General features: G+C 69.7%; 20 protein-coding genes. 13 read left to right on the forward strand and 7 right to left on the reverse strand.

The genetic code is table 11. The features are described 5' to 3' along the window. Window positions 1–112: 112 nt before the first annotated feature. On the reverse strand, window positions 113–2,476 hold the full coding sequence (locus ACFO8M_RS04490) for a DUF4153 domain-containing protein (RefSeq protein ID WP_387971059.1): 2,364 nt from the start codon (window positions 2,474–2,476) through the stop codon (window positions 113–115). A 177-nt stretch (window positions 2,477–2,653) separates the two neighbouring features. On the opposite strand from ACFO8M_RS04490, the gene ACFO8M_RS04495 reads away from it, so the two are divergent. Next, window positions 2,654–3,391 carry a VIT1/CCC1 transporter family protein gene (locus ACFO8M_RS04495; RefSeq protein WP_387971062.1) on the forward strand — a complete coding sequence of 246 codons (738 nt, stop codon included), beginning with the start codon at window positions 2,654–2,656 and terminating at the stop codon, window positions 3,389–3,391. On the opposite strand, the gene ACFO8M_RS04500 is transcribed toward ACFO8M_RS04495, so the two are convergent. The 5 genes from ACFO8M_RS04500 to ACFO8M_RS04520 form a co-directional block, all read right to left on the reverse strand. Next, window positions 3,388–4,404, reverse strand: a complete 1,017-nt coding sequence (locus ACFO8M_RS04500) for a magnesium and cobalt transport protein CorA (RefSeq protein WP_387971065.1) — start codon at window positions 4,402–4,404, stop codon at window positions 3,388–3,390. The genes ACFO8M_RS04495 and ACFO8M_RS04500 overlap by 4 nt on opposite strands. A 52-nt stretch (window positions 4,405–4,456) precedes the next feature. After that, complete coding sequence (locus ACFO8M_RS04505; protein WP_387971068.1) at window positions 4,457–5,083, reverse strand: TetR/AcrR family transcriptional regulator; 627 nt, start codon at window positions 5,081–5,083, stop codon at window positions 4,457–4,459. 9 nt (window positions 5,084–5,092) lie between these two features. After that, window positions 5,093–5,830 carry an ABC transporter permease gene (locus ACFO8M_RS04510; protein WP_387971071.1) on the reverse strand — a complete coding sequence of 246 codons (738 nt, stop codon included), beginning with the start codon at window positions 5,828–5,830 and terminating at the stop codon, window positions 5,093–5,095. A 1-nt stretch (window position 5,831) separates the two neighbouring features. After that, entirely contained in the window at window positions 5,832–6,563 is a 732-nt protein-coding gene (locus tag ACFO8M_RS04515; RefSeq protein ID WP_387971074.1) for an ABC transporter ATP-binding protein, read from the reverse strand. Window positions 6,564–6,733: 170 nt separating this feature from the next. Continuing rightward, entirely contained in the window at window positions 6,734–8,164 is a 1,431-nt protein-coding gene (locus ACFO8M_RS04520; RefSeq protein ID WP_387971077.1) for an alkaline phosphatase PhoX, read from the reverse strand. Window positions 8,165–8,329: 165 nt separating this feature from the next. Here ACFO8M_RS04520 and ligA point away from each other — a divergent pair, with 165 nt between their 5' ends. The 5 genes from ligA to ACFO8M_RS04545 all read left to right on the forward strand — a co-directional run bounded on the left by ligA (window position 8,330) and on the right by ACFO8M_RS04545 (window position 16,510). Continuing rightward, the gene (gene ligA, locus ACFO8M_RS04525; protein ID WP_387971080.1) at window positions 8,330–10,534 is read left to right on the forward strand and encodes an NAD-dependent DNA ligase LigA; all 2,205 of its coding nucleotides are present in this window, start codon (window positions 8,330–8,332) and stop codon (window positions 10,532–10,534) included. Between the two features lie 336 nt (window positions 10,535–10,870). Then, window positions 10,871–12,898, forward strand: a complete 2,028-nt coding sequence (locus ACFO8M_RS04530) for a putative bifunctional diguanylate cyclase/phosphodiesterase (protein ID WP_387971083.1) — start codon at window positions 10,871–10,873, stop codon at window positions 12,896–12,898. 105 nt (window positions 12,899–13,003) lie between these two features. After that, window positions 13,004–13,975, forward strand: a complete 972-nt coding sequence (locus ACFO8M_RS04535; protein WP_387971086.1) for a sigma-70 family RNA polymerase sigma factor — start codon at window positions 13,004–13,006, stop codon at window positions 13,973–13,975. Between the two features lie 81 nt (window positions 13,976–14,056). After that, on the forward strand, window positions 14,057–14,512 hold the full coding sequence (locus ACFO8M_RS04540; protein WP_387971087.1) for a VOC family protein: 456 nt from the start codon (window positions 14,057–14,059) through the stop codon (window positions 14,510–14,512). 561 nt (window positions 14,513–15,073) lie between these two features. Then, window positions 15,074–16,510: an ATP-binding protein gene (locus ACFO8M_RS04545; protein WP_387971090.1), complete on the forward strand. Its 1,437-nt coding sequence runs from the start codon at window positions 15,074–15,076 to the stop codon at window positions 16,508–16,510. 60 nt (window positions 16,511–16,570) lie between these two features. Here ACFO8M_RS04545 and ACFO8M_RS04550 read toward each other — a convergent pair whose 3' ends face one another. Beyond that, on the reverse strand, window positions 16,571–16,990 hold the full coding sequence (locus tag ACFO8M_RS04550; RefSeq protein ID WP_387971093.1) for a VOC family protein: 420 nt from the start codon (window positions 16,988–16,990) through the stop codon (window positions 16,571–16,573). Between the two features lie 281 nt (window positions 16,991–17,271). Here ACFO8M_RS04550 and ACFO8M_RS04555 point away from each other — a divergent pair, with 281 nt between their 5' ends. From ACFO8M_RS04555 to erm, 7 genes are all read left to right on the forward strand, one after another. Then, a complete protein-coding gene (locus tag ACFO8M_RS04555; RefSeq protein WP_387971096.1) occupies window positions 17,272–17,628 on the forward strand; it encodes a DUF485 domain-containing protein in 357 nt (118 codons plus the stop codon). Beyond that, a complete protein-coding gene (locus ACFO8M_RS04560) occupies window positions 17,628–19,304 on the forward strand; it encodes a solute symporter family protein (RefSeq protein WP_387971099.1) in 1,677 nt (558 codons plus the stop codon). The genes ACFO8M_RS04555 and ACFO8M_RS04560 overlap by 1 nt, the downstream gene beginning before the upstream one ends. Window positions 19,305–19,460: 156 nt before the next feature. Then, window positions 19,461–20,456: a sensor histidine kinase gene (locus tag ACFO8M_RS04565; protein ID WP_387971206.1), complete on the forward strand. Its 996-nt coding sequence runs from the start codon at window positions 19,461–19,463 to the stop codon at window positions 20,454–20,456. Beyond that, entirely contained in the window at window positions 20,453–21,196 is a 744-nt protein-coding gene (locus ACFO8M_RS04570; protein ID WP_387971102.1) for a LytR/AlgR family response regulator transcription factor, read from the forward strand. The genes ACFO8M_RS04565 and ACFO8M_RS04570 overlap by 4 nt, the downstream gene beginning before the upstream one ends. Before the next feature lie 130 nt (window positions 21,197–21,326). Beyond that, entirely contained in the window at window positions 21,327–21,677 is a 351-nt protein-coding gene (locus ACFO8M_RS04575) for a hypothetical protein (RefSeq protein ID WP_387971105.1), read from the forward strand. After that, window positions 21,677–23,209: a sodium/solute symporter gene (locus ACFO8M_RS04580; RefSeq protein ID WP_387971108.1), complete on the forward strand. Its 1,533-nt coding sequence runs from the start codon at window positions 21,677–21,679 to the stop codon at window positions 23,207–23,209. The genes ACFO8M_RS04575 and ACFO8M_RS04580 overlap by 1 nt, the downstream gene beginning before the upstream one ends. Before the next feature lie 199 nt (window positions 23,210–23,408). Then, window positions 23,409–24,212 carry a 23S ribosomal RNA methyltransferase Erm gene (erm, locus tag ACFO8M_RS04585; protein WP_387971111.1) on the forward strand — a complete coding sequence of 268 codons (804 nt, stop codon included), beginning with the start codon at window positions 23,409–23,411 and terminating at the stop codon, window positions 24,210–24,212. Window positions 24,213–24,241 lie beyond the last annotated feature (29 nt).

Consider the following 24,241-nt stretch of genomic DNA (forward strand, 5'->3'; position numbering starts at 1 on the left):
GTGGAGATTAATACAAATGAATCTCGCGAAGCCGTCTGGAACGGGAGTTCGCACTCCGATGGCGCTGCAGCTCAACGCTATTCGCGCCATCGGAGTGACATTGGACAATCGGTCAGGCAAACGCGTAGTACAGGTTCTCCAACTGCCCGGTGAGGTCCACCGAGGCGGTCGCCGCGCTCTGATCGATCGGGCCGTGCGCGATCAGCGATTCCAGGCGGATGTTCCCGGCCGTGTAGTGGTAGCGGTAGGCCTGGTAGTCCGGGTCGTCGCTCACCGAGATGTAGCGGGCCTCGGGCGCCGAGCCCTGCACGTCGACGGTGAACCCCTCGGCCTCGTAGGCCGTGACCTTCGCGTTGAGGTCATGGTACGCCGCGATGTCGCTGTCGTACTGCTGGAGCGTCACCGTCATGTACCCGTCAGGTCCCGCCTCGTAACTGCAGGTGAGCCACGCGTCGATGGTCGTCGCCGTGTCCACCGTCGCGTCGGATTCCAGCCACGTGCCGGACGTGTTCGGATCGGGTTGGAGGCCGGGTTCGTCGAAGCCGCCCTCCACAGTGGTGTGGTCGATCGACGAGCAGGTCTCGGTGTCGAAGAACGCCGAGGCCTCCGTTGCGGCGCCCGGATCCGGGGCGCCGTAGTCGTCGACCCGACCGTCCCCGTCGCAGTAGCCCGCCGACCCGTTCTGGTGTTCCTTCAGAAGCTCTTGCGCGCGTTGGTGGCCGAGGTTCCAGGCCATGAGGTCGCGCTCCTCGTCGGCGTCCCACGGCCGGTACAGCATGCAGTCGAGCTGTTCCTCGGTGAGGTCCGCGAACTCGGGCACCGCGTCGTCGGAGAGGTCGTCCAGGTAGTCGAGGTCCAGCGCGTGCTCGTGCGCGAGGTTGTAGCGGGCGATGTACGCGTCCGGGTTCACGCCGGCCAGCCCGAGCAGCGCCAGCGCGGCCGAGGCGAGCACCGCGCGCGGCAGCCAGGCCGCCCGGAGCTTCCAGCAGCACACGATGACCAGCGCGAACAGGACCGCGAGCCAGATCTCGACGGTGAAGATCCACACGCGCATCCGGGTGAGCCCGTAGGTCTCGGCGTACGTGTACATGCGGTACATCGCCGACGCGATGACCACCATGGACAGCACGCACAGGGTGCCGAGCAGGATGCGCGCCGCCCAACGGTCGGCCTTGGCGCGCTTGGGCGCGAGCCAGGCCGCGACCGCTATCACCGCGAGGGCCAGGCCCGACACGAAGCTCAACTGCCAGAAGCCCTGGCGGGCGTATTCGGCGAAGGTGAGCCCGGCGGTCTCCATGACGTACTCCTCGCCGCCGAGGAACACCCGCAGTTGGACCGCGATGAACGCGACGAACAGGAGGTTCAACGCCCCCAGCGGCACCGCGAGCTCGAACCGCGAGACCGTCCGGTGCTCGCCCTCGGCGCGGTCGGAGTCGAAGCTCGGCTTCGCGACCGCCGTGTAGATCCACAGCAGCGCCAGCGGGAACAGCACGGCCGCGAGGAACATCCGCAGGATGAACTCGGCCGGATTCACCTCGGGCAGCAGCCGCACCACGAGATCGGCGAACGTGCTGTCGGCGGCGGCGAAGAGCCCACCGAAGACGATGAGCAGCAACGCGGTCACCAGCACGACCCACACGTTCCGCATGTTGGCGCCGGTGCGGCCGTCCTTGCCACGCCGACCGCGCTTGGCCCAGCCGAAAGCGGCGGCGAGCCCCTCGAGCCAGCCCATGAAGAGGGTGAGCGCGGTGCCGCTGAACCGGCGCTGCGGCGCGAGTGCCAACGGCGTCAGCAGGAACGCGGTGGCCGAGCACAGGAACACGACCCATCCGGCGTCGCGGATCGCCGCGACCGACCACAGGGCCGCGACCAGGATCGCGCCCGGCAACCGCGGCACCAGGTCCTCGCGGTCCCCCATGGCCAGCGGTACCGCCAGGAACGCGATGCCGGTGAGCGACAGGCCGATGCCGACGCCGGTCGAGTGGAACGCGGTCCAAGCGCCGAAGAGCGCGACGGCGACGGCCAGGACCACCACGGCCGGATTCGGGACCGATTCGGGCCGGTGCCATCTGGGGTTCGGCGGCAGCATCCGCGGCGGCCCGGTCAGCTGCTGGTAGTAGCCGGCCTGCCGCTGGTACTGGACGGCGGTCAGCGGCCCGGCGGGATGCTGCGGCCCGTACGGCAGCGCGGGCTGCTGGGGGGCGGCCTGCGGCGTGGGCGGCGTCGGAGCCGCTTGCGGGAGAGCGGGTTCGGATTCGGCGGGGGAGTCTTCAGGTGCTTGCGGTTTCGCAGGTGGCGTCGGAGCGGCTTGCGCGAGAACGGGTTCGGACGCTTCGGGCCGGGAGTCCTCCATCGGCGTCTCGGGCCGGGGCGGCTCGCCCGGGGCCGCATTGCGGGGAGGTTCGCTCGGCGATTCGTCTTGAGGCGCCTGGGCGTCCTCGGGCCGCGGAGCTGGGGAGTCAGCGGGTTCGCTCATGAATGAGCCCCTTCATATCGGAGGGAGTGCCGACAATAGCGGCCGCCGTCAACCTTGGGAAGCGTCCAATACAGAGCGTGAGTACGGGGCACTGGATAATTCGCCCAAGTTCCCGCAATTCATTGGCGCTTGTGAGAACTCCCACCGGCCGCAACCTTGTGGTTGACTGGAATCGTGATGGCGCAAAGCGGACATGAAGGCCACGGGCACCGGGACGGCGCGCACGAGGGCGGCGGCCCCGGCTCGATCGGCAACCGACTCAACTGGCTCCGTGCGGGCGTGCTCGGCGCGAACGACGGCATCGTCTCGGTCGCAGGGATCGTCATCGGCGTCGCCGGGGCCACCGCCGACCGGTCGACCATCCTCGTCTCCGGCGTGGCCGGCCTGGTCGCAGGCGCCTTCTCGATGGCCGGCGGCGAGTACACCTCCGTCTCGGCCCAGCGCGACACCGAAGCGACCCTTGTGGACGCCGAGCGGCGCGAACTCGCCGAGAACCCCGACGAGGCCGAAGCCGAACTCGCCGCGAGCCTGCGCGACCGCGGCCTGTCGAAGGAGACCGCCGAGGAGGCGGCCCGCGAACTCTCGAAACGCAACCCGCTGCGCGCCCACGCCGTGGTCGAATACGGCGTCGACCCCGACGAGCTCACCAACCCGTGGCAGGCCGCGCTCTCCTCGTTCCTCGCCTTCACCTGTGGCGCACTGCTGCCGCTGCTCGCGATCACGCTGCTGCCCGAAGGCATCCGCGTCATCGGCTGCGCGATCGCGGTGATCGCCGCGCTGGCGCTCACCGGCTACACCTCGGCGACGCTCGGCGGCGCGCCCTGGGGCCGGGCGATGCTGCGGGTCATGGCGGTCGGCGCGGCGACGATGGCCGTGACCTACCTCGTCGGCTCGGCCTTCGACATCGCCGCCTAGAGCCAGTTGCTGCGCTTGAACACGAGGTAGAGCAGCCCGGCCGAGAGCAGCATCATCCCCATCGCCATCGGGTAGCCGAGGACCCATGACAGCTCGGGCATGTGCGTGAAGTTCATGCCGTAGACCCCGGCCACGAGGCCCGGCGTGAACAGGATCGCCGCCCACGAACTGATCTTCTTGACCTGGTCGCCCTGCTCGATGCTCGCGTGCGAGAGCTGCCGCATCTCCTCGTTCTGCGCCTGCGTCACCAGAGTGGAGTGGACGGTGAGCGCGTTCTCCAGCAGGGCCCGGAACGTGTCGGCGCGTTCGACGATGCGCAGCACGTGGTCGAGCACGTCCCGCATGTCGCGGCGCAGCTCGATGTCGACCTGGTACTTGTCGTATCCGGCCTCAAGGGACCGGAAGATCCGCACGAGCGGGTGCGTGGCGCGCTGGAACGCCATGGCCTCGCGGGCGAGTTCGTAGATGCGCCTGGCGACGTCGGGATCCCCGGAGAACAGCTCGTCCTCGATCTCGTCGATGTCGTCCTCCATGCCGTCGACCACCGGGTTGTAGCCGTCGACGATCTCGTCGAGCACCGCGTAGAGCACCGCCTGCGGCCCGAGCGACAGCAGCTCGGGGTCGGCTTCGAGCCGCCTGCGGACCTGCGCGAGGTCGGGGGACTCGGCGTGGCGGATGGTGATGGCGAAGTTCGGGCCGATGAACATGTGGACCTCGCCGAACTCGACCTGCTCGGTCTCCTCGAGGTACCGGGCCGGGCGCAGGACCACGAAGAGGGTCTCGCCGAAACGCTGGAGCTTCGGGCGCTGGTGGCCGGTGGTGGCGTTGTCGATCGCGAGGTGGTGCAGCTCGAACTCCTCGGCGACCGAGGCGAGTTCCTCTTCGGTGGGTCGGTAGAGGCCGATCCAGGCGAAGCCGCCGTGCTCGTGGAGGTCCTCGAAGGTCTGGTCGAGGGTCACGTGGTGCGACTCGCGCAGGCCCTTGCGGTAGATGGCGCTGTCGACGATCGGCATGCGGCCAGTCTAGGGGTGGGCCGCTTCCGGGCCTGGACCCGGCGAACGCGACTCACTTTTCACTCTGGTCGAGCAGGTGCTCGATCGGCATCGTCAGGTACCGGTCGATCGTCGGCCCGACCGTCTCGGCCAGCTGGGCCTCGCTGAGCGAGGCCAGCGGCTCCAGTTTCAGGATGTAGCGGGTCACCACCAGGCCGAAGACCTGTGAGGCGATGAAGTTGGCGCGCACCGGGATGTGGTCGACCTGGTCGCCGAGGACGTTCTCGACGGTCTTGACGATCCGGTGCTCGAAGAGCTGGCGGAGCACGAACGACATCGCGGGCTTGGAGAGGCTCGTGCGGACCACCGCGAGCAGCTTGTCCTGGTGCGGGCCGTCCCAGATCGCGACGAACGCGTGCATGAGCCGTCCGCCCGCGCCCTCGACGCCGCCCGCCTTGAGGACGGCCGCGACCTCCGGGGCCGGGTCCATCGGCAGCTCGATGGCCGCGAGGAACAGGTCGTCCTTGGACCCGAAGTAGTGGTGGATCAGCGAGGGGTCCACCTCGGCCTCGGAAGCGATGCGCCGCATGGAGACCGACTCGAAGCCCTCCTCGGCGAACAGCCGCCGGGCGGCGGCCAGGATCTCGGCTCTGGTGTCGGGATTGCCTGACCGCCGTCCGGCGCGCTTCGTTCTGGCCACGGGTGAACCCTAGTTCGTGCGACGCCGCAGCGTCGCGGCTCCGAGGGCCGTTGCGACGAGCACCGCAGCGGCCACGATCGCGAGATCGCCCCACATGGCGGCGGTGATCTCGGTGTTGACCTGCACTTCGGTGAGGGCCTTGACCGCGTAGGTGACCGGCAGCGCGTCCGAGACCCCTTGGAGCCATCCGGCCATCTGGTCGCGCGGCCAGATCAGGCCGCACAGCAGGAGCTGCGGGACGACGAACACGGGCATGAACTGGATCGCCTGGAACTCGGTGGTGGCGAACGCGGAGACGAACAGCCCCAACGCCATCCCGAACAGCGAGGCGACGATCGCGATGAGGAACACCGCCCAGGCCGGGCCGGCCGTCTCCAGCCCGAGGAAGGCGTACGCGACGGTGGCGGCGATGGCGGTCTGGCTCGCGGCGGCCACACCGAAGGCGATCGCATAGCCGCCGACGAGGTCGAGCTTCCCGGTCGGCGTCGTCATGAGCCGCTCCAGGGTCCCTCCGGTGCGCTCGCGCAGCAGCGTGATCGAGGTGATCATGAACATCATCATGAACGGGAAGAACGCCAGCAGGATCAGCCCGACGGAGTTGAAGGCCTGCGGAGCGGCGTCCATGATGGCGCTGATGAGCGCGATCATCAGGCTCGGCACGGCCAGGATGAGCACGACGGTGCGGCGGTCGTTGAGCAGCTGCCGCAGGATGCGCCCGGCGGTGATGAAGGTGATGCGCATCGACATGTCAGTTCGCCTTCTCGAGGTCGCGGATGAGGTGGAGGAACGCCGCTTCGAGGTTCGCGGTGCCGGTGGCGGCGCGCAGGTCGGCCGGTGTGTCGTCGGCGATGAAGCGACCCTCGCGCAGGAGCAGGAGCCGGTCGCAGCGGTCGGCCTCGTCCATCACGTGGCTGGAGACCAGCAGGGTCGCGCCCTGCTGGGCGAGGACACGGAACCGGTCCCACAGCTCCTCGCGGATGACCGGGTCGAGCCCGACGGTGGGCTCGTCGAGGACGAGCACCTCGGGTTCGATGACGAGCGCGCAGGCGAGCGAGGTGCGGGTCTTCTGGCCGCCGGAGAGGTTCGCGGCGAGCTCATTCGCATGGTCGCCCATGCCGACCCGCTCGATCGCGTGCATCGCCTCGGATCGGCTGCGCCCGTAGAGGGCCGCGAAGTAGGCGACGTTGGCCTTGACCGAGAGGTCGGGGTAGATCGAGGCGTCCTGGGTGACGTAGGCGACGCGGCGGCGCAGCGGTTTGGTCCCGGCCGGGTGGCCGAGGACTTCCACGGTGCCGGACTTGACCTTCTGCGTCCCCACGATCGCCCGGATGAACGTGGTCTTGCCCGAGCCCGAGGGGCCGAGCAGGCCGGTGACGGTGCCGGTGGCGATCTCCGTGGAGACGCCGTCGAGAACGATCTTCTTGCCGCGTTCGACCACGAGGTCGGTGGCCGTGATGGCCGCGGCTGGGGTGGGTGGCATCGGAGCCTCCAGTAATTCATCGGTTGATGAATTCAACGTACCACAGGAATTCATCGAGTAGTGAATTACTTCTAGTGTGCCACGCCTGCCGCCCCCTGGACAGCGAAAAGGCGACCCGGCCGCGCACGAAGACATGCGCAAGGCCGGATCGCCACTCGGGAAGGTGAGTCTTATAGGACGCCCTTGCTCCAGGGGCCCCAGATGGCGACGGTGCGCCCCGGCTCCAGCGCCGGGTCGCCCAGCGCGCCGCGGGTCGCGCCCTGCATGTTCGCGAACAGGACCTTGCCGTCAGGCGAGAACGCCGCGCCGCACCACTCGGTCTTGCCCTCGTGGTAGACCAGCGGGAAGATCTCGCCCTCCCGCGTCAGGCCCCGCATCGCCGGCAGGCTGCGGCTCGTGTCCTCGCACAGGATCAGGTTCCCGGCGGGGGACACCGTGATGTTGTCCGGATAGGACAGGAGCTCCGCGTCAGGGGACTCGAACACCAGCTTGATGGTCCCGCCCTTGTGGCCGCGAGGCCGGTACTCCCACAGCTGGCCCTCGCCCTCGTCGCCGCCCGAAGTGGACGCGATGTAGACCGCGCCGTCGCCGTAGAAGCAGCCCTCGAGCCGCCCGAAGACCGCCGCGCCCCGCGCCCAGCCCTGGTTGAACACCGCGAGCGGGTCCGCCTCGGCGTCGGCCGGGTCCGGGTCGTCGATGTCGACCCATTCGACGTACATGCCGCGCCCGGCGCGCTGGCCGGTGCGGGTGTCGAAGTTCCACTCGTCGGCGATCTTGAGCATCTGGAGCTGCCCGCCTTCGGCGAGGTCGCCGGGCACGTTCGGCAGGAACCGGTAGAACCCGGCCGTGTTCTGGTCCTCGGTCTCGTAGACCACGCCCGAGCGCGGGTCCACGGCCACGGCCTCGTGCACGAAGCGGCCCATCTCCTTGAGCGGCACCGGGATCGTCTCGCCTTCTTCGGCGGAAGGCACCTCGAACACGTACCCGTGCTCGGCCTCCCAGCCCGCCGCGGTCCCGGCGGTCGTCTCCTCGCACGAGAGCCACGAGCCCCACGGGGTCGGGCCGCCCGCGCAGTTGACGATGGTGCCCGACAGCGACTGCCAGGCCTCGACGAAGTGCGGTTCGCCGTCCTCCCAGCGGACGCTCAGCGTCGTGGTCCCGCCGCCTCCGAGCGCGTCGTAGCGGTGCTCGAGGCTGCCGGCGGGCACGCCCGGTTCGTTGCGCTCCTCGTGGTTGCGCACCAGCCGCCACTCGCCGCGGCGTCCGGTCGGGAAGCAGGCCATGCCGTCGTGGGCGAGCGGGGTCGGGTTGCCGTCCCGCATCGGGGATGCGGCGACCGAGAACACCTTGAAGTCGAATTCCTCAGGGAGCCAAAGGGTCTGGGAGAACCCGGACTCGGGATCGGTGCGGGTCAGCTCGCGCAGCTCGCCGTAGCCGCCGTTGTCGGGGCAGGCGCGGTCCTTCTCACCGTCCTTGGCGTGGGCTGCGCGGATCGAGAGGCCTTCCATTGCGGCGATCGCGAAGAGGCCGCCGCCTGCGGCGGTCGCGCCTCGGCGCAGGAAACTGCGGCGGTTCGAGCCGCCGATCGAGAGGATCGCCATGCCTGACTCCTTTGACGGGGGCAGCGAGGGGATGTACGGGCAGTACGCAGCCGATCCTTCCGGCACTCGGGGTTGCCCAGGCAATCACGACGTGAACGGGAGGTGACCGGTTGCATAAGGCTTCGGCCTCCCCGAAACGTCGGACCCAGCTGACACAATGGGGCCGTGAGCACGACTGACGCAGACCTGGACAGCACCGACGACCCTCAGTTCGCCCGAGCGCGGGCCCGCCATGAGGATCTGGCCGCCGAGATCACCGAGCACCGGCGCCGCTACTACGTCCACGACGCCCCCACCATCTCGGACAGCCAGTTCGACGAGCTCATGCACGAGCTCATCGACATCGAGACGCAGTTCCCGGAGCTGAAGAACGAGGACTCGCCCACGCAGCAGGTCGGCACCTTCTCCGAGGCGTTCACCCCAGTCACGCACCTCGAGAAGCTGCTGAGCCTCCAGGACGTCTTCAGTCTCGAAGAGGTCCAGACCTGGGCCGATCGGATCACTGCCGAGGTCCCCGACGAGCCCTACCTCTGCGAGGTCAAGATCGACGGCCTCGCCGTCGACCTCGTCTACGAGAACGGCCGCCTGGCCCGCGCCGCCACCCGCGGCGACGGCACCACCGGTGAGGACGTCACCGCGAACGTGGCCACCATCGCCGCCGTCCCCCAGCGCCTCACCGCCGCCGACGGCTTCGACGTGCCGGAGCTCCTCGAGGTCCGCGGCGAGGTCTACTTCCCGACCGCCGACTTCAAGCGCCTCAACGAAGCCCAGGTCGAGGCAGGCAAGGCCCCGTTCGCCAACCCGCGCAACGCCGCCGCCGGGTCCCTGCGCCAGAAGGACGCCGCGAAGACCGCCGAGCGGCCCCTGAGCTTCATCGCCCACGGCCTCGGCGCCATGCGCGGCTTCGAACCCGACTCACAGTCCCACTCCTACGCCGCGCTCGAAGCCTGGGGCCTGCCCACCAGTCCCTACTGGCGCGTCGTCGCCACCATCAAAGAGGCCTTCGCGTACATCGCCGAGTTCGGCGAGCAGCGCCATGAGCTCGTCCACGAGATCGACGGCGTCGTCATCAAGATCGATCGGCTAGACGTGCAGCGCCGCCTCGGCGCGACCTCGCGCACCCCGCGCTGGGCCGTCGCCTACAAGTTCCCGCCCGAGGAGGTCAACACCAAGCTCCTCGACATCAAGGTCTCCATCGGCCGCACCGGCCGCGCCACCCCCTATGCCGTGCTCCAACCCGTGCGCGTCGCCGGCTCCGAGGTCGAGTTCGCGACCCTCCACAATGCCGACCAGGTGAAGGCCAAGGGCGTCAAGATCGGCGACACCGTCGTCGTCCGCAAGGCCGGCGACGTCATCCCCGAGGTCGTCGCCCCCGTCGACGCCGCCCGCGACGGCTCCGAGATCGACTTCGTCATGCCCGAACGCTGCCCCGAATGCGGCTCGGTGCTCGCCCCCGCCGCCGAAGGCGACGTGGACCTGCGCTGCCCCAATGCCCGCTCCTGCCCCGGCCAGCTGCGCGAACGTCTCGCGTACCTGTCCGGCCGCTCCTGCTTCGACGTCGACCGCATGGGCTACATCGCCTGCGCCGCGCTCGTGCAGCCGCTCGACGCCGAACCGGCCCTGGTCGACGAAGGCGGCGTCTTCGACCTGCAGATGGCCGACCTCCTTCCCATCCGGGTCGTGGTCCGCGACCCCGACTCCGGGCTGCCCAAACCCGACCCGAAGACGGGCGAGGACAAGGTCGTCGCCTACTTCGCCAACAAGGACGGCGAGCCGAAGAAGACCGCCGTCCAGATGCTCGAGAACCTCGACGCCGCCAAGCGCCAGCCTCTGTGGCGAGTCGTCAACGCGCTCTCGATCCGCCACGTCGGCCCCGTCGCCGCCCAGGCCCTCGCCGAGCACTTCCGCGACCTCGACCTGATCGCCAGCGCCGACGAGGCCGAGATGGCCGCCGTCGACGGCGTCGGCCCCACCATCGCCGCCGCCATCAAGGACTGGTTCGCCGTCGACTGGCACCGCGCCATCATCGAGCGCTGGCGCGAGGCCGGCGTGCGCATGCAGGACGACGCCCCCGATCCCTCCGAGGCGCTCCCGCAGACCCTCGAGGGCCTCACCGTGGTCATCACCGGCGGCATCCCCGACTACACGCGCGAGGGCGCGGCCGCCGCCGTCAAGGCCCGCGGCGGCAAGACCACCTCCTCGGTCTCCAAGAAGACCGGCGCGGTCGTGGCGGGGGACAAGCCCGGCTCCAAGTACGACAAGGCCGTCTCGCTCGGCGTCCCGATCGTGCGAGGCGAGGATTTCGCGGCGTTCCTCGAAGGCGGATTGTCCGTACCGGAAACGTCAGATGCCGAGAACGAACCAGAATGATCACAAGTCGGTAACGATCCGTATTCCTTAGCGGGGGGAGACTCGTTAGTTCAGGGCAGAGTCATCTCGTGGATCCTTGCCCCTGTCGTACCAACGGCTCGGCACCCATCGCCCGAAAGGGCCGCCGCGCCTGGAACCGACCGCGAGCGGCCCTGCCGGGAACACTGGATAACGGTTTCTGTAATGAGCATGTCGCGCCTGGTCACAAGTGTGCCGCATGTGCTCCCGGCGTTGTCTGGGAGCTGATTTCGCGATATGACAGAGGAGTCGGCCGCGACCGGCCTCGGGTGATTCTGGCGCGTCACCCGAAGACGGCGCGGCAGTGGGAGGAGCGATATGGCCACGACGCTCATGCGCAACACTGCGCCTAAAGAGCATCCGGGCCGGTACTACGGCTTCATGGCCGCGGTCGCGGTGTTCGCGATCGCCGGTAGCGTCGCTGTGGCCGTAACGAGCGGCGCGCCCGAGGGCGGCTGGTTCGGCGTGCCCTTCGCCTTCTGGCTCACCGCGGGCCTCGCCATGGTCGCCGAGCTGCGCCCGACCCGCTGGGGCGGGCTGTGGATGTCGCCGATGGCGTCGATCTACCTCGTCTACGTCCTCGCCACGATGATCACCTGGGGCTTCCTTCCCGCGCTGATCGTCCAGTCGGCCGCCATCGGCATGCTCATGGTCCAGCTCAAGGCCTCCGTGTGGCGAGCGGTCTTCAACATCTCCCAGCAGGGGGCCGCGCTCGTCCTCGCCTGGTTCGTGTGGGACGCGGTCGCCGACGGGGCGACCTGGAACGGCGACGTGGCCCAGCTGCTCGCCATCTTCGCCGCCGGATCGGTCTGGACGCTGACGAGCTTCGCGCTCGTCGCGTGGCGGCATGCCCTTCGCGCCGGCACAGGGTGGTTCGCCCCGTTCTGGCAGTGGTTCGAGAGCGAATGGGCGCTCCGCGCCACGCAGATCGCGATCGCGCCCATCGTCGCGACCGCCGCGACGTCCTCATGGTGGCTGGTCGCGGCCTCGGCGATCCCCATCTTCGCCGTGTACCGCATCCTCCAGACCGCCGCCGACCGCGAGCGCCAGGCCGACCACGACCCGCTCACCGGCCTGCTCAACCGCAAGGGCTTCCAGCAGGCCGTCGACGGCAAGCTCGCGGACGCCGCCGAAACCGGTACCGCCGTCGCGGTCCTCATCCTCGACCTCGACCGCTTCGCCGACGTCAACTCCGCGCTCGGCCACGAGGTCGGCGACCAGCTGCTGGCCGAACTCGCGCGCCGCTTCGAGGCGGACAAGCCCAAGGGCAAGGCGATCGCGCGCCTCGGCGGCGACGAGTTCGCCTTCATGTGGTCCGAACTGGACGGCATGACCGACCCGATGGAGTGCGCCCGCGAGATCCGCGCCCGCCTGGACGCCCCGATCGTCCTGGGCGACGCGAGCGTCGAAGTGGACGGCTCGGTCGGCATCGCGGTCTTCCCCGACGACGGCTCGGACTTCCAGACCCTGTTCCGCCACGCGGACATCGCGATGTACGAGTCCAAGCAGCGGGCCTCCTCGTTCGCCCGCTACGCGCCCGAGTTCGACCACAACTCGCCCGAGCGGCTCCTGCTCCTCGGCGACGTGCGCCGCACCCTCGACCACCCGGACTCGCCCGGCGTGAACCTCTACTACCAGCCGCAGGTGCGCCTCACCGACGGCGAGGTCATCGGCGCCGAGGCCCTGCTGCGCTACCACCACCCCGAGCGCGGGATCGTGAACCCCGCCGAGATCATCGAGACCGCCGAGCACTCCTCGGTGATGCGGATGCTCACCGAGCGGGTCGTCGACATCGCGCTGCGCCAGCTCCGGACCTGGAACGAGGCGGGCCACGACCTGCGCATGGCCGTGAACGTCTCGGTGCGCGACCTCCAGTCGCCGGAGTTCACCGACTTCCTGACCGAGCGGATCGACGCCTACGGGGTGAACGCCGCGAAGTTCCAGCTGGAGATCACCGAGTCCGCTCTCATGGCCGACCCGCGGCGCGTGGTCGTCAACGTCCAGCGCCTCTCCGACCTCGGTGTCGGCATCAGCCTCGACGACTTCGGCACGGGGTTCTCCTCGATGCAGCACCTGCGCCGGCTCCCGGTCACCGAGATCAAGATCGACAAGTCCTTCGTGACCACGCTGATCGACGACCCGGACAACGCCGCCATCGTCTCGACCACCATCGACCTGGGCCGGGCCCTCGACGTGGAGGTCGTCGCCGAGGGCGTGGAGGACGAGAAGGTCCGCAAGCAGCTGGAGGCCTGGAACTGCCACGCCGGGCAGGGCTGGCACTTCGCCAGGCCGATGGACGCCGACGCGTTCGAGCGCTGGCTGGCCGACCACCAGCCGGACAAATAACGCTGAGATCGCGCCACAAGGGAGTTTTCGGACACCTTGCGGCCTGACGGATCTGATTTCCGAACCGTATTCGCGAGTGTCGGTGCCCTATGCGACGCTGTGCGCATGAACGTTGCGATCGATGACGACGTACTCGCCGAGTTCGAGCCCCACCGTCGGGAACTGTGCGCCTACGCCTACCGGATGCTCGGGTCCTCGTTCGAGGCCGAGGACGCCGTGCAGGAGGCCTTCACGCGGGCGTGGAAGTCCCACGGGTCCTTCGAGGGCCGCTCCTCGCTGCGCTCGTGGCTGTACAAGATCACCACGAACGTGTGCCTCGACATGATCAAGGGCCCGCAGCGCCGTGCCCGGCCGATGGACCTCGCCCCCGCCTCTGACGCCGGCTCGCCCCTGCCCGCGCCCGAACCCGACTACATGTGGGTCGAGCCGATCCCCGACTCGATGGCGTTCGGGGCCGACCCGGCGGCGGCCGCCGAAGCCAAGGACACGCTGCGGCTCGCGTTCGTCGCCGCCGTGCAGCACCTGCCCGCGAAGCAGCGCGCGGTGATGCTCATGCGCGAGGTCCTGCGCTTCTCGGCGGCCGAGACCGCCAAGGCGCTCGAGTTGAGCCCCGCGAGCGTCAACTCCGCGCTCCAGCGCGCCAAGGCCACGATGGAGCAGGTCCACGCCACGCCCACCGAGACCTACACGATCGACGACGCCGACCTCCGCAAGCTCGTCGACGGCTACGTGAGCGCCTTCGAGGCCTACGACATGGACGCGCTCACCGCGTTGTGCACACAGGACGTGGCCCTCTCGATGCCGCCGATCCCGCTGTGGGTCCAGGGCCACGCGAGCGTCGCCGAGTTCATGCTCACCTCCGGCAAGGCCTGCCGCGGCTCCAAGCTCGTCCCGGTCAGCGCCAACGGCCTCCCGGCCTTCGGCCACTACAAGCCGAGCGGCACGCCGGGCCTGTGGGAGCCCTGGTCGATCACCGTCCTCGAACTCGACGGCGGTCAGATCTCGGGCCTCAACTACTTCCTGGACACCCCGAAGCTCTTCCCGCTCTTCGGCCTCCCGCCCGAATACCGCGAATAGACGGCGGATCGGCCGCCCCGCACCGATGCGGGGCGGCCGCATTTCAACGAAACCGTCGTACCTCGGGCATAGCGTGTTGGGATGCCAGTTCACTTCAAGATCGTCATCGACTGCGCCGACCCGCACCGCCTGGCGGCCTTCTGGGCCGAGGCCATGGACTACAGGGTCGAGGACCACTCGTCGTTCATCGAAGGCCTGCTCGCCGGCGGCGTCATCACCGAGGACCTGCTCACCCAGGTCGACGGCCACCGCGCCTGGAAGACCCTCGCGGCGATCCGCAACCCCGACGACCCCTTCGACCCGGCCTCCGACGCCGGCCAGGGCATGCGCCTGCTCTTCCAGCAGGTCCCCGAGCCCAAGACCGTGAAGAACCGCGTCCATCTCGACCTCCACGTCGGACTCGACAAGATCGACTCCGAGACCGAACGCCTCGAAGTCCTCGGCGCCACCCGCCACAGCGAACGCCGCCAAGAAGGCCCCGCCCAGTGGATCGTCATGCAAGACCCCGAAGGCAACGAGTTCTGCGTCCACTCATAGGGATTCGCGCTTCATCGGCCGGTCCGGGGGACCGGGTGAGACCCATGGGGTTCGCGGCGACTGACATGATGAGGGTGCGTCGCACACCAACTCCGAATGGAGCCCCGATGTGGAGGAGTTTCCAGATGAAAGTCCCACCCGGCTGGAGTCCCCGAGCGGAGGCTTCGATTTGCTAGCCATTAAGCCTTGGCACTTGATGGCGTTCTGCCTCTTGGTGGTGATCGCCGCGGTCGTTGTGACGGTTGTGCTCGTGTCGAACGCGTCGAAGAAGCAGCAGCAGGCCCCGTACCCGCCCCCGATGTACCCGCCTCCTCCCGGCGGTGCGCAGCAGTGGCCCGGGCATCCGCCGCAGGGCGGCCCCCAGCAGCCGCCTTATCCGCCTGGGCCGCCGCAGCCACCCGGCAATCCGCCGAACCATCCGCAGCCGCCGAGCTGAGTCTCGTCGCAAACCGAAGGGCCGCCCCGCGGGGCGGCCCTTCGGCGCAGACTATCGCGATGAAGACTATCAAATCTGATAGTATCAAGATTGGTAGTCTTCAGTCCGCTTTGCGAGGGGGAACGGTGGCGAACGGATTCATCGGCAGGCAGGCGGAGCTGGCCCAGCTCGGCGAACTGCTCGAGCTGGTGCGCTCCGGCGGGGGCCTCGGCCGCCCTGGGCGGGCGCTGATCATGCGCGGGCGGCGGCGCGTCGGCAAGTCCCGGCTGGTGGAGGAGTTCGTCGAGCGATCAGGCGTCCCCTACGTCTTCTTCACGGCCGAAGGCCTTTCGAACGGCGACGACCTGCGGTCCTTCGCTCAGGCGGTAGCGGAGTCCACGCTGCCGGAAGCCGCCGACTTCGCTCCTGAAGGACTGCCGACCAGGTGGACCGACGCCCTGAACGCCTTGATGGACCTCCTGCCCGAGGACTCGCCCAGCATCGTCGTCATCGACGAGATGCCGTATCTGATCGCCCAAGACCCCGGATTCGAAGGGGCGCTGCAGCGCGCCTTCGACCGCCGTTTCTCCCGGATGCCGGTGCTGCTCATCCTCATCGGGTCCGACCTCGCCGCCATGGAGCAGGTCAACTCCTACGGCCGGCCCTTCTACCAGCGCGGCACCGAGATGGTGGTGCCGCCGTTCAACCCCGCGGAGATCGCCGAGCGGACCGGGCTCGGGGCGGCGGAGGCGTTCGACGCCTTCCTCGTCACCGGCGGGCTGCCGCTCGTCCTCGAACGCTGGGAACCCGGGGCCACGCTGATGGAGTTCCTGGAGTCGTCGCTGCGACAGCCGACCTCCCCGCTGCTCGTGAGCGCGGAGCGCGCACTGGCCGCCGAGTTCCCCGCCGAGGCGAACGCGCGACAAGTGCTGCGCGCCATCGGCAGCGGTGAGCGCAGCTTCGGGCACATCGGCCGGGCGGCGGGCGATCTGGCCCCCACCTCGCTCAAACGCTCGCTCGAGGTGCTGTCCGAGCGGCGCATCGTTCGCGCGGAGGTGCCGCTGTCGACCCGCCCGAGCCGGGAGACCCGCTACCGCATCGAGGACCCGTACCTGCGGTTCTGGCTCTACTTCCTGGCAGGGGCGATCTCGAAGGTGGAGCGCGGGCGCGGGGACCTGGTGCTCAAGTCGATCCGCGCCGGCTGGACCTCCTGGCGGGGCCGCGCGGTCGAACCGGTCGTCCGCGAGGCGCTGTGGCGGCTCGCTCCGGATCTGCTGCCCGAGGACACCGATGTGGTCGGCGGCTATTGGACCAGGTCGAACAACCCCGAGATCGATGTCGTCGGGGCCGACCGCGAGCCGGTCGCCAAGCGCGTCACGATCGTCGGCTCGATCAAGTGGCTCGAGCACAAGCCCTTCGACCACCGCGACTTCGCGGCTCTGATCGCGCATCGCGCCCAGCTGCCCGGCGCGGACGAGGACACGCCGCTGATGGCGGTCGCCCGGTCGGGATGCAGTGTCGACGGCGTTCGCCATGTCGGCCCCGATGACCTGCTCGGCGCCTGGCGCCACGCGACGCGATGAGCAGGGCCGCTCCGCAATCGCGCGGAGCGGCCCTGTTCGTCCCGGTTTCCTGGCGGGTCGTTACGGCTGCGGGAAAGGCATGTAGAACGGCTCCCACTGGTGGCCGTCGAGGTCGAGGAACGTGCGGCCGTACATGCCGACCTCGGCCTCTTGGGCGCGGCGGTCCTGCTTCGCGGTCTCCTCGGTGCCGCCGGCCTTGAGCGCGGCGTCGGTGAGTTCGTCGACGGCCTCGCGGTTCGGCAGGGCCAACGCGTACGCGGCCGCCGAGAACTTCGCGGTGTCGGCGATCGGGCGCTCCGCGAAGGTCGTGTAGAAGTCCTTGGTGAGGAGCATCAGGCAGATGTTGTCGTCGACGACCACGCACGCGGCGTTCTCGTCGGTGAACTCCGGGTTGATCGCCCAGCCGAGCCCCTCGTAGAACGCCTTCGCCGCGTCCAGGTCGTTCACGGGCAGGTTCAGGAAGATCATCTTGTCGGCCATCGTCCGCGTCCTTTCGGTGTTCCGGTGTCGTCACCAGTACAGACGAGATCCGCGCTCGGAATTCATCGTTCGCGCCAAGACCGATCGTGACGACCGCTCACCGACCGTTCGCCGACCGCTCGTCGACGCCCTCAACGCAGGATGCGGACCCCCTAGCGACACGCGTCACACCAGTGCTTCTCTCCGGCGCTCGCGCCTCATAGGTTCCTTGTAAACCCGTCACCGCACCGACATGCGCCAGAAACGTCGGCACGGTTTGCCCTTCAAGGAGGAATGGCCCGATGGCTACGACCCCCACCCGCGACGGACCCCCGCCCGCGGTCACCGACGAGCAGCTCGCCGCCATGCACGACGACCCCCGCTTCGCCGAGCTCAAGCGCCGCCTGTTCCGCTTCATCGTGCCCGCGACCGTCGGGTTCCTCGCCTGGTACCTGCTCTATGTGCTCCTCTCCGCCTACGCCCGCGACTTCATGGGCACCGTCCTGTTCGGCAACATCAACGTCGCATTGATCCTCGGCCTCGGCCAGTTCCTCTCCACCTTCGCCATCGCGTGGGGCTACTCCCGCTACGCCGCCCGCAACTACGACTCGGCAGCCATCGAACTCCACGACGCCATCCACTACGGAGAGGACCGATGATGGACCTCCTCGCACAGGCCGAAGGCACCGGCCGCACCTTGACCATGGTCCTGTTCCTGCTCACGGTGGCCGTGACCATTGCGATCACGATCTGGGGCCACCGCTACACCCGCACCGCCACCGACTTCCACTCCGGCGGACGCGGCTTCTCCGCTTGGCAGAACGGGTTCGCGATCGCCTCCGACTACATGTCGGCCGCGTCCTTCCTCGGGATCGCCGGGACGATCGCCCTGTTCGGCTACGACGGGTTCCTCTACTCGATCGGCTTCCTCGTCGCCTGGCTCGTGGCCCTGCTCCTGGTCGCCGAGATGCTCCGCAACACCGGCCGCTTCACCATGGCCGACGTGCTGTCCTTCCGGATGCGCCAGCGTCCGGTCCGCACCGCGGCGGCCGTCTCCACCCTGAGCGTCTCGATCTTCTACCTGCTCGCCCAGATGGTCGGCGCAGGTGCGCTCATCGCGCTGCTGCTGGGCATCAAGGAAGGCGAGACCTACCTCGGGATGGACGCCGCGACCGCGAAGATCGCGGGCATCATCCTGGTCGGGCTCATCATGACCCTCTATGTCGCCCTCGGCGGCATGAAGGGCAACACGTGGGTCCAGATCTTCCAGGCGATGGTCCTGGTCGGCGGCGCACTCGTGCTGACGTTGATGGTGCTGGGCCAGTACGGATTCAACGTCTCGGACCTCCTCGGGGACGCCGCGAGCGCCTCCGGCCAAGGCGCGGCCTTCCTCGAACCGGGGCTGCGCTACGGCGTCGAGGTACCAGGCGACGCGGTACAGACCATGTGGAACAAGCTCGACCTCGTGAGCCTCGGCCTCGCGCTGGTCCTCGGCACCGCCGGGCTCCCGCACGTGCTCATCCGCTTCTACACGGTCCCGGACGCCCGGGTCGCCCGCAAGTCCATCAACTGGGGCATCGGCCTGATCGGCGCGTTCTACCTGATGACGCTCGTGCTCGGCTTCGGCGCCGCCGCGATCGTCGGGGTCGACGCGATCACCGCCCAGAACCCGGCGGGGAACACCGCGGCACCACAGCTGGCGGAAGTGGTCGGCGGCGACGCCGGCGGCTCGACGCTCGGCGCGGTCATGCTCGCGGTCATCGCCTCGGCGGCGTTCGCGGCGATCCTCTCGACGGTCTCCGGCCTGGTGATCGCCTCCTCGTCCTCGCTCGCCCACGACCTGTACAACAGCGTCTTCCGGCACGGCAAGGCCACTGAACGCGAGGAGGTCGGCGTCGCCAAGCTCGCCTCGATCGGCATCGGCATCGTCGCGATCGTCCTGGCGATCTTCGCCCAGAACCTCAACGTCGCCTTCCTGGTGGGCCTCGCCTTCGCGGTGGCCGCCTCCGCGAACCTGCCCACGCTCCTGCTGAGCCTGTTCTGGAAGCGGTTCAACACCAACGGCGCCCTCTGGGGGATCTACGGCGGCCTGATCGCCTCGCTCGCCCTGGTCGTCTTCTCTCCGGTCTTCTCCGGAGCCGAAACCTCGCTGCTCACAGGGGTCGACATCGCATGGTTCCCGATGTCGAACCCGGGCTTGGTCTCCATCCCGCTCGGTCTCATCTGCGCCGTGGTCGGCACGCTGATGAGCGATGAGTCCCGTACCGACCGGTTCGCGACCCTCCAGGTGAGGGCGCTGACCGGTGCGGGCTCGGAGCGGGCTACGAGTCACTAGCCCCAGGGACGGGGAGGGCCGGGGCGGCCCTCCCCGTCATTATGTGCGCCACGTTACAGTTGCGAGGTGATCCCCGGTCGCCTCTCCGCCTCGATCCGAGCATCGAAGCTCGCCTCGACGCGCCGCCGTGCCCTCGGCTCCGGGACCCTCGCCGCCCTGCGCCTCTCCCGCCAGATCGGCGAATCGCTCGCCGACGGCCTCACCGGCAAGAACGCACCGAACGCCGCGCGCCGCCTCGCCCGGCTGCTCGCGGCCGACGCGGTCGCGCTGGCCGACTGCGACCGCTTCATCGCCGTCGCGGGGAGCCTCGACTCGGTCGCGGCCCAAGGACTCCTGGTGGAGACGCTCGACCTCCTCGAACCGGTCACGGCCCCGCCCCTGCGGGCCTCGCCGCTGATCGTCTCGGGGGACCTGGCCGGGTGCCTGATCGTGGCGGGGGACGTGAGCGACGCGGAGGTCGCCGAGGCCGCCCACCTCGTCGTCACCGCGCTCGACCACGCCGACCTCGACCGGTCCCGTGAACGCATCGCGGCCGCCGACCTGCGCACCCTCCGCGCCCAGATCTCCCCGCACTTCATGCACAACGCCCTCGCCGCCATCAGCGCCCACACCCGCACCGACCCCGAACGCGCCCGCGAACTGCTCACCGACTTCTCCGACTACCTGCGCTACTCCTTCGCCAACACCGGCGACTACGCCACGGTCGCGGACGAGCTGCAGGCGGTGCAGACCTACCTCGAGCTGCAGCGGGCCCGCTTCGACGACCGCCTCGACATCACCGTCCGCATCGCCCCGGAGGTCCTGCCCGTGCCCATCCCGTTCCTGGTCGTCCAGCCGATCGTGGAGAACGCCGTCCGCCACGGCTTCGAGTCCAAGCCCGGCACCGGCCACATCGCCGTGCGCGGCTTCTCCGAGGGCGCGCTGTGCGTCATCGAGGTCGAGGACGACGGCGCGGGCATGGACCCCGAAGTCGCCAAAGCGATCCTCACCGGCAGCCGCCAAGGCGCCGGACGCATCGGCCTGGCCAATGTTGACCGCCGCCTGCGGGCGGTCTACGGCCCCGAGTACGGCCTGTGGCTCGACACCGCGCCAGGGGCCGGAACCAAAGCGACCGTGAGAATCCCCCGATACGCCAGAGGAGTCCACGCATGAACGGTCTCCGCGTCCTCGTCGTCGAGGACGAGCCGTCCACCCGCGCCGAGCTCGCCGGGCAGCTCGCCGAGCTGCCGAGCGTCGGTGAAGTCGTGTGCGCCGCCGGAGGCGACGAGGCGGTGCGCCTCCTCGGCTCCGGCTCGTTCGACGCGGCGTTCCTCGACATCGCGATGCCGGGCCTCACCGGCATGGACGTGGCCCGCATCCTCAAACGCCTGTCCGACCCGCCCGGGATCGTGTTCGTCACCGCCTACGACAACCACGCCGTGGAGGCCTTCGGGCTCGGCGCGGCCGACTACCTGCTCAAGCCCTTCCGGCCCGAGCGCCTCGCCGAAGCCGTGGCCCGACTCGGCCGCCGCTCGGGTCCCGTGGTGGGGGACAAGGCCGACGACCTCGCGGTGGTCCAGGTCGAACTCGCCGGGCGCACGGTGTTCGTCCGCCGCGACGACATCGCCTACGCCGAGGCGCACGGCGACTACGTCCGCCTGCACTCGGTCCAGGGCTCGCACCTGCTGCGCCAGTCCCTCACCTACCTCGAACAGGTCTGGGACGCCGCCGGTTTCGTGCGCGCACACCGCTCCTTCCTCATCAACCTCGCGGCCGTCACCGAACTCCGCGTCACCTCGACGGCCGGACTCGTGGCCGTCACCGAACCCGGCGAGGTCCCGGTGAGCCGGCGGCATTCGCGTCTCCTGCGCGAGCGGCTCCTGCAAGCGGCAAGGGACGGCGGGGCGCGGTGAACGCGACCGGTCCGACAGGCGCGCAACGCGAGACGGTCGCGCGCCTCGAATCGCCGCGCGCGACGCCAGGCGAAACCTCGGTGCACCCTCGGCCGAACGCCTTGCGCCGCAAGGCCCGAGGTGCGTGCCCGTGAACCAGCGCGTCCGCGTCACCAGCCCCCAGACCCGACTCGCGTTGCGGCGCAAGTCGGACGCCACCGGCCGCCTTTCGCGCCGCCCCGGCCGCCTCTCGATCAGTCACACCGCGATCGACCTCGCCGCCGCCGAACGCGCCCTCCACCGCCAGCGCCGCCTCGCCGTCCGCACCGCCACCGCGCTCGCGATAGCCCTGGCCGCCTTGCTCACCGCCGCCGTCCTCACCCCCGGACGCCTCGGCTGGGCCGTGCTCTTCTTCGCGCCCTACCCGATCCTGCTGGTCCTCGCCGCCGTCCACGTGCGCCGCGCCGAGCGCATCGAGGCCGAACACCACGAGGACCGCTGATGCTCGGCCTGGCCTCCATCAGCCTGGTCCTCGCCGCCAGCGTCGTCATCGGCGTCTGGGGCGTGCGCGCCGCACGCTCCACACCGGACTTCCTGGTCGCCTCCCGCAGCATCGTCCCCGGCTGGAACGCCCTCGCCATCGCGGGCGAATACGTCTCGGCCGCTTCGGTTCTCGGCCTCGCCGGACTCCTCGTCAAGAACGGCGTCGGCGCGATGTGGTACGCCGTGGGCTTCACCGCCGGGTATGTGCTCGTCGCCGCCCTCGCCGCCGGGCCCATGCGCCGCAGCGGCGCCTACACCGTGCCCGACTTCGCCGAATACCGGCTCGGCTCGCCGCGCATCCGCCGCATGTGCGGCCTCGTCGTCCTCGTCATCATGCTGCTCTATCTACTGCCGCAGTTCAAAGCCGCCGGTGTCGTGCTCGAACTCGTCTCCGGCATCCCCTACTGGATCGGCGTGGTCGGCGCGGGCCTGGTGGTCTCCTCGACCATCGCCGTCGGCGGCATGCGCTCGGCCACCTATGTGCAGGCCTTCCACTACCTGGTGAAACTCGCGTTCATCGCCGGTCCCGCGGTCTGCCTCATCGTCCTCGCCGGGCCCGAACGCCGCGACGCGGCCATCAACCCGGTCGAGGTCGACGCGAACTGGACCCGCCCGCTCCTCGACCTCGACGGCTCCGGCCACCCCCTCCTCGCCACGATCTCCGTCCTGGTCGCGACCACCTTGGGCGCCATGGGACTCCCGCACGTCGTGATGCGCTTCCACACGGTCGCCGGGGCCCGCGCGGCCCGCCGCGTCGCCGTCTCCGTGATCGTCCTCTTGAGCCTGTTCTACCTGTTCCCGATCGTCTACGGCCTCCTCGGGAAGGTCGTCACGCCCGACCCCGAGGAGACCGACGTGGTGCCGCTCCTGGTGCCCGGCGCGATCGTCCCCGGCACCGTCGGCGCGGTCCTGACCGCGCTCGTCGCCGCCGGCGCCTTCGCCGCGTTCCTGTCGACCTCCTCCGGTCTCCTCCTCGCCCTCGCCGGCGGCCTCTCGCACGACCTGTTCGGCGGCTCGCTCTCCCGCCTGCGCCTCGGCGTCGTCGTCGGCACCGCGCTCGCGGTGGTCCTGTCGCTCCCGGCTGCCGATGTGGACATCAACGTCCTGGTCGGCTGGGCCTTCGCGGTGGCCGCCTCCACCTTCTGCCCCTTGCTCACCCTCGGCATCTGGTGGCGCGGCCTCACCGCGACCGGCGCGACCGCGGGCCTGCTCGTGGGCGCGTGCACCTCGACGGGCGCGGCGCTGGCCTCGGTGGTCCTCGACCTGGAGCCCGGCGTCGTGTCGGTCCTGCTCGCACAGCCGGCACTGTGGACGGTGCCGCTCGCGTTCTTGACGATGGTGGCCGCCTCCCGGCCCGGTTCGGTGCCGGACTGGGCGAGCGAGGCGGTCCTGCGCCTGCATGTGCCGGGCCGGTACTCGACCGGTGACACCGGCGCGATCCCCCGTGCGAGGCGGGAAAACCGGGTGGACGCTCCAGACGATCCGGGTTAATCTCGCTGGCATGTACGGGTCTCCAGGGCAGTTCGCGTCCACCGCGTCCTGCCCGAGCTTCATTCGGCTGCGCGCGGCGGCCTAGGCCCCCACACGCGCTCTTCTCTCCGCTGCCCTCGCTGACGGGCACCGGCTGCGCCCCTGCGCGGGCCTAGGCGAATCGATCGTCCTGAATCGACTCGTCCCGTGGAGTACTCCCATGTCCCGCAGCCAATTTCCGCGCGCCCGCGAGCACCGCGACATCTCGAACCGCAAGGCCCTGTCCCAGAACTTCCTCCGTGACCCGCACGTGGCGCGCGACTTCGTCGTCTCCGCCGACGTCGGCCCCTACGACCTCGTGATCGAGGTCGGCCCAGGCGACGGCATGGTCACCAGACCACTGCTCGACCGGGCCCGCCGCGTGATCGCCTACGAGAAGGACCGCCACTTCGTCGAACGCCTGCGGTCGCGCCTCGGCCATCACGAGCACTTCCGCTGCCACCAAGCGGATATCCGCGACGTGCGGCCGCCGCGCGAGCCCTTCGCCGTGGTGTCCAACGCGCCCTTCGGGATCACGACCGACATCGTCCGCTGGTGCCTGAAGGCGCAAGCGCTCACCTCGGCGACGCTCGTGACGCAGCTCGAATTCGCCCGCAAGCACACCGGCGACTTCGGCCGCTGGAGCAGGCTCACCGTCGAGCACTGGCCCGAGTTCGACTTCACGCTCGGCATGCGCATCGGCCGCCACGAGTTCCGGCCGGTGCCGCAGGTCGACGCGGGCGCGATCCATCTCCGCCGTCGCCCCAAGCCCTTGCTGCCCGAGGACGCCATGATCGACTACCTGGACCTGGTGGACCTCGGCTTCTCCGGGGTCGGCGGCTCGCTCGCAGCGTCCCTTTGCCGCGTCGTCCCCAAGCACACCGCGCACCGCGCCTGCGCCGAAGCCGGGATCGCCCGCGACCGACCGGTCGGGCTCGTCCCGCCGGACCGCTGGATCGCCCTTTTCGCGGCGCTCACGAGATGAGGCACCGGGGTGCCGGGCCGATGGCGGCG

This window comes from Glycomyces rhizosphaerae (assembly GCF_042647865.1).
Classification (GTDB): Bacteria; Actinomycetota; Actinomycetes; order Mycobacteriales; family Micromonosporaceae; genus Glycomyces; species Glycomyces rhizosphaerae.

What these genes read in the sequence shown, in the direction of transcription:
- ACFO8M_RS04550 (WP_387971093.1), bottom strand. Translation starts at nt 16,990, where the DNA reads ATGGCCGACAAGATGATCTTCCTGAACCTGCCCGTGAACGACCTGGAC.
- ACFO8M_RS04580 (WP_387971108.1), top strand. Translation starts at nt 21,677, where the DNA reads ATGCTCGGCCTGGCCTCCATCAGCCTGGTCCTCGCCGCCAGCGTCGTC.
- ACFO8M_RS04530 (WP_387971083.1), top strand. Translation starts at nt 10,871, where the DNA reads ATGGCCACGACGCTCATGCGCAACACTGCGCCTAAAGAGCATCCGGGC.
- ACFO8M_RS04515 (WP_387971074.1), bottom strand. Translation starts at nt 6,563, where the DNA reads ATGCCACCCACCCCAGCCGCGGCCATCACGGCCACCGACCTCGTGGTC.
- ACFO8M_RS04555 (WP_387971096.1), top strand. Translation starts at nt 17,272, where the DNA reads ATGGCTACGACCCCCACCCGCGACGGACCCCCGCCCGCGGTCACCGAC.
- ACFO8M_RS04570 (WP_387971102.1), top strand. Translation starts at nt 20,453, where the DNA reads ATGAACGGTCTCCGCGTCCTCGTCGTCGAGGACGAGCCGTCCACCCGC.
- erm (WP_387971111.1), top strand. Translation starts at nt 23,409, where the DNA reads ATGTCCCGCAGCCAATTTCCGCGCGCCCGCGAGCACCGCGACATCTCG.
- ACFO8M_RS04500 (WP_387971065.1), bottom strand. Translation starts at nt 4,404, where the DNA reads ATGCCGATCGTCGACAGCGCCATCTACCGCAAGGGCCTGCGCGAGTCG.
- ACFO8M_RS04535 (WP_387971086.1), top strand. Translation starts at nt 13,004, where the DNA reads ATGAACGTTGCGATCGATGACGACGTACTCGCCGAGTTCGAGCCCCAC.
- ACFO8M_RS04540 (WP_387971087.1), top strand. Translation starts at nt 14,057, where the DNA reads ATGCCAGTTCACTTCAAGATCGTCATCGACTGCGCCGACCCGCACCGC.
- ACFO8M_RS04495 (WP_387971062.1), top strand. Translation starts at nt 2,654, where the DNA reads ATGGCGCAAAGCGGACATGAAGGCCACGGGCACCGGGACGGCGCGCAC.
- ACFO8M_RS04520 (WP_387971077.1), bottom strand. Translation starts at nt 8,164, where the DNA reads ATGGCGATCCTCTCGATCGGCGGCTCGAACCGCCGCAGTTTCCTGCGC.
- ACFO8M_RS04560 (WP_387971099.1), top strand. Translation starts at nt 17,628, where the DNA reads ATGGACCTCCTCGCACAGGCCGAAGGCACCGGCCGCACCTTGACCATG.
- ACFO8M_RS04490 (WP_387971059.1), bottom strand. Translation starts at nt 2,476, where the DNA reads ATGAGCGAACCCGCTGACTCCCCAGCTCCGCGGCCCGAGGACGCCCAG.
- ACFO8M_RS04510 (WP_387971071.1), bottom strand. Translation starts at nt 5,830, where the DNA reads ATGTCGATGCGCATCACCTTCATCACCGCCGGGCGCATCCTGCGGCAG.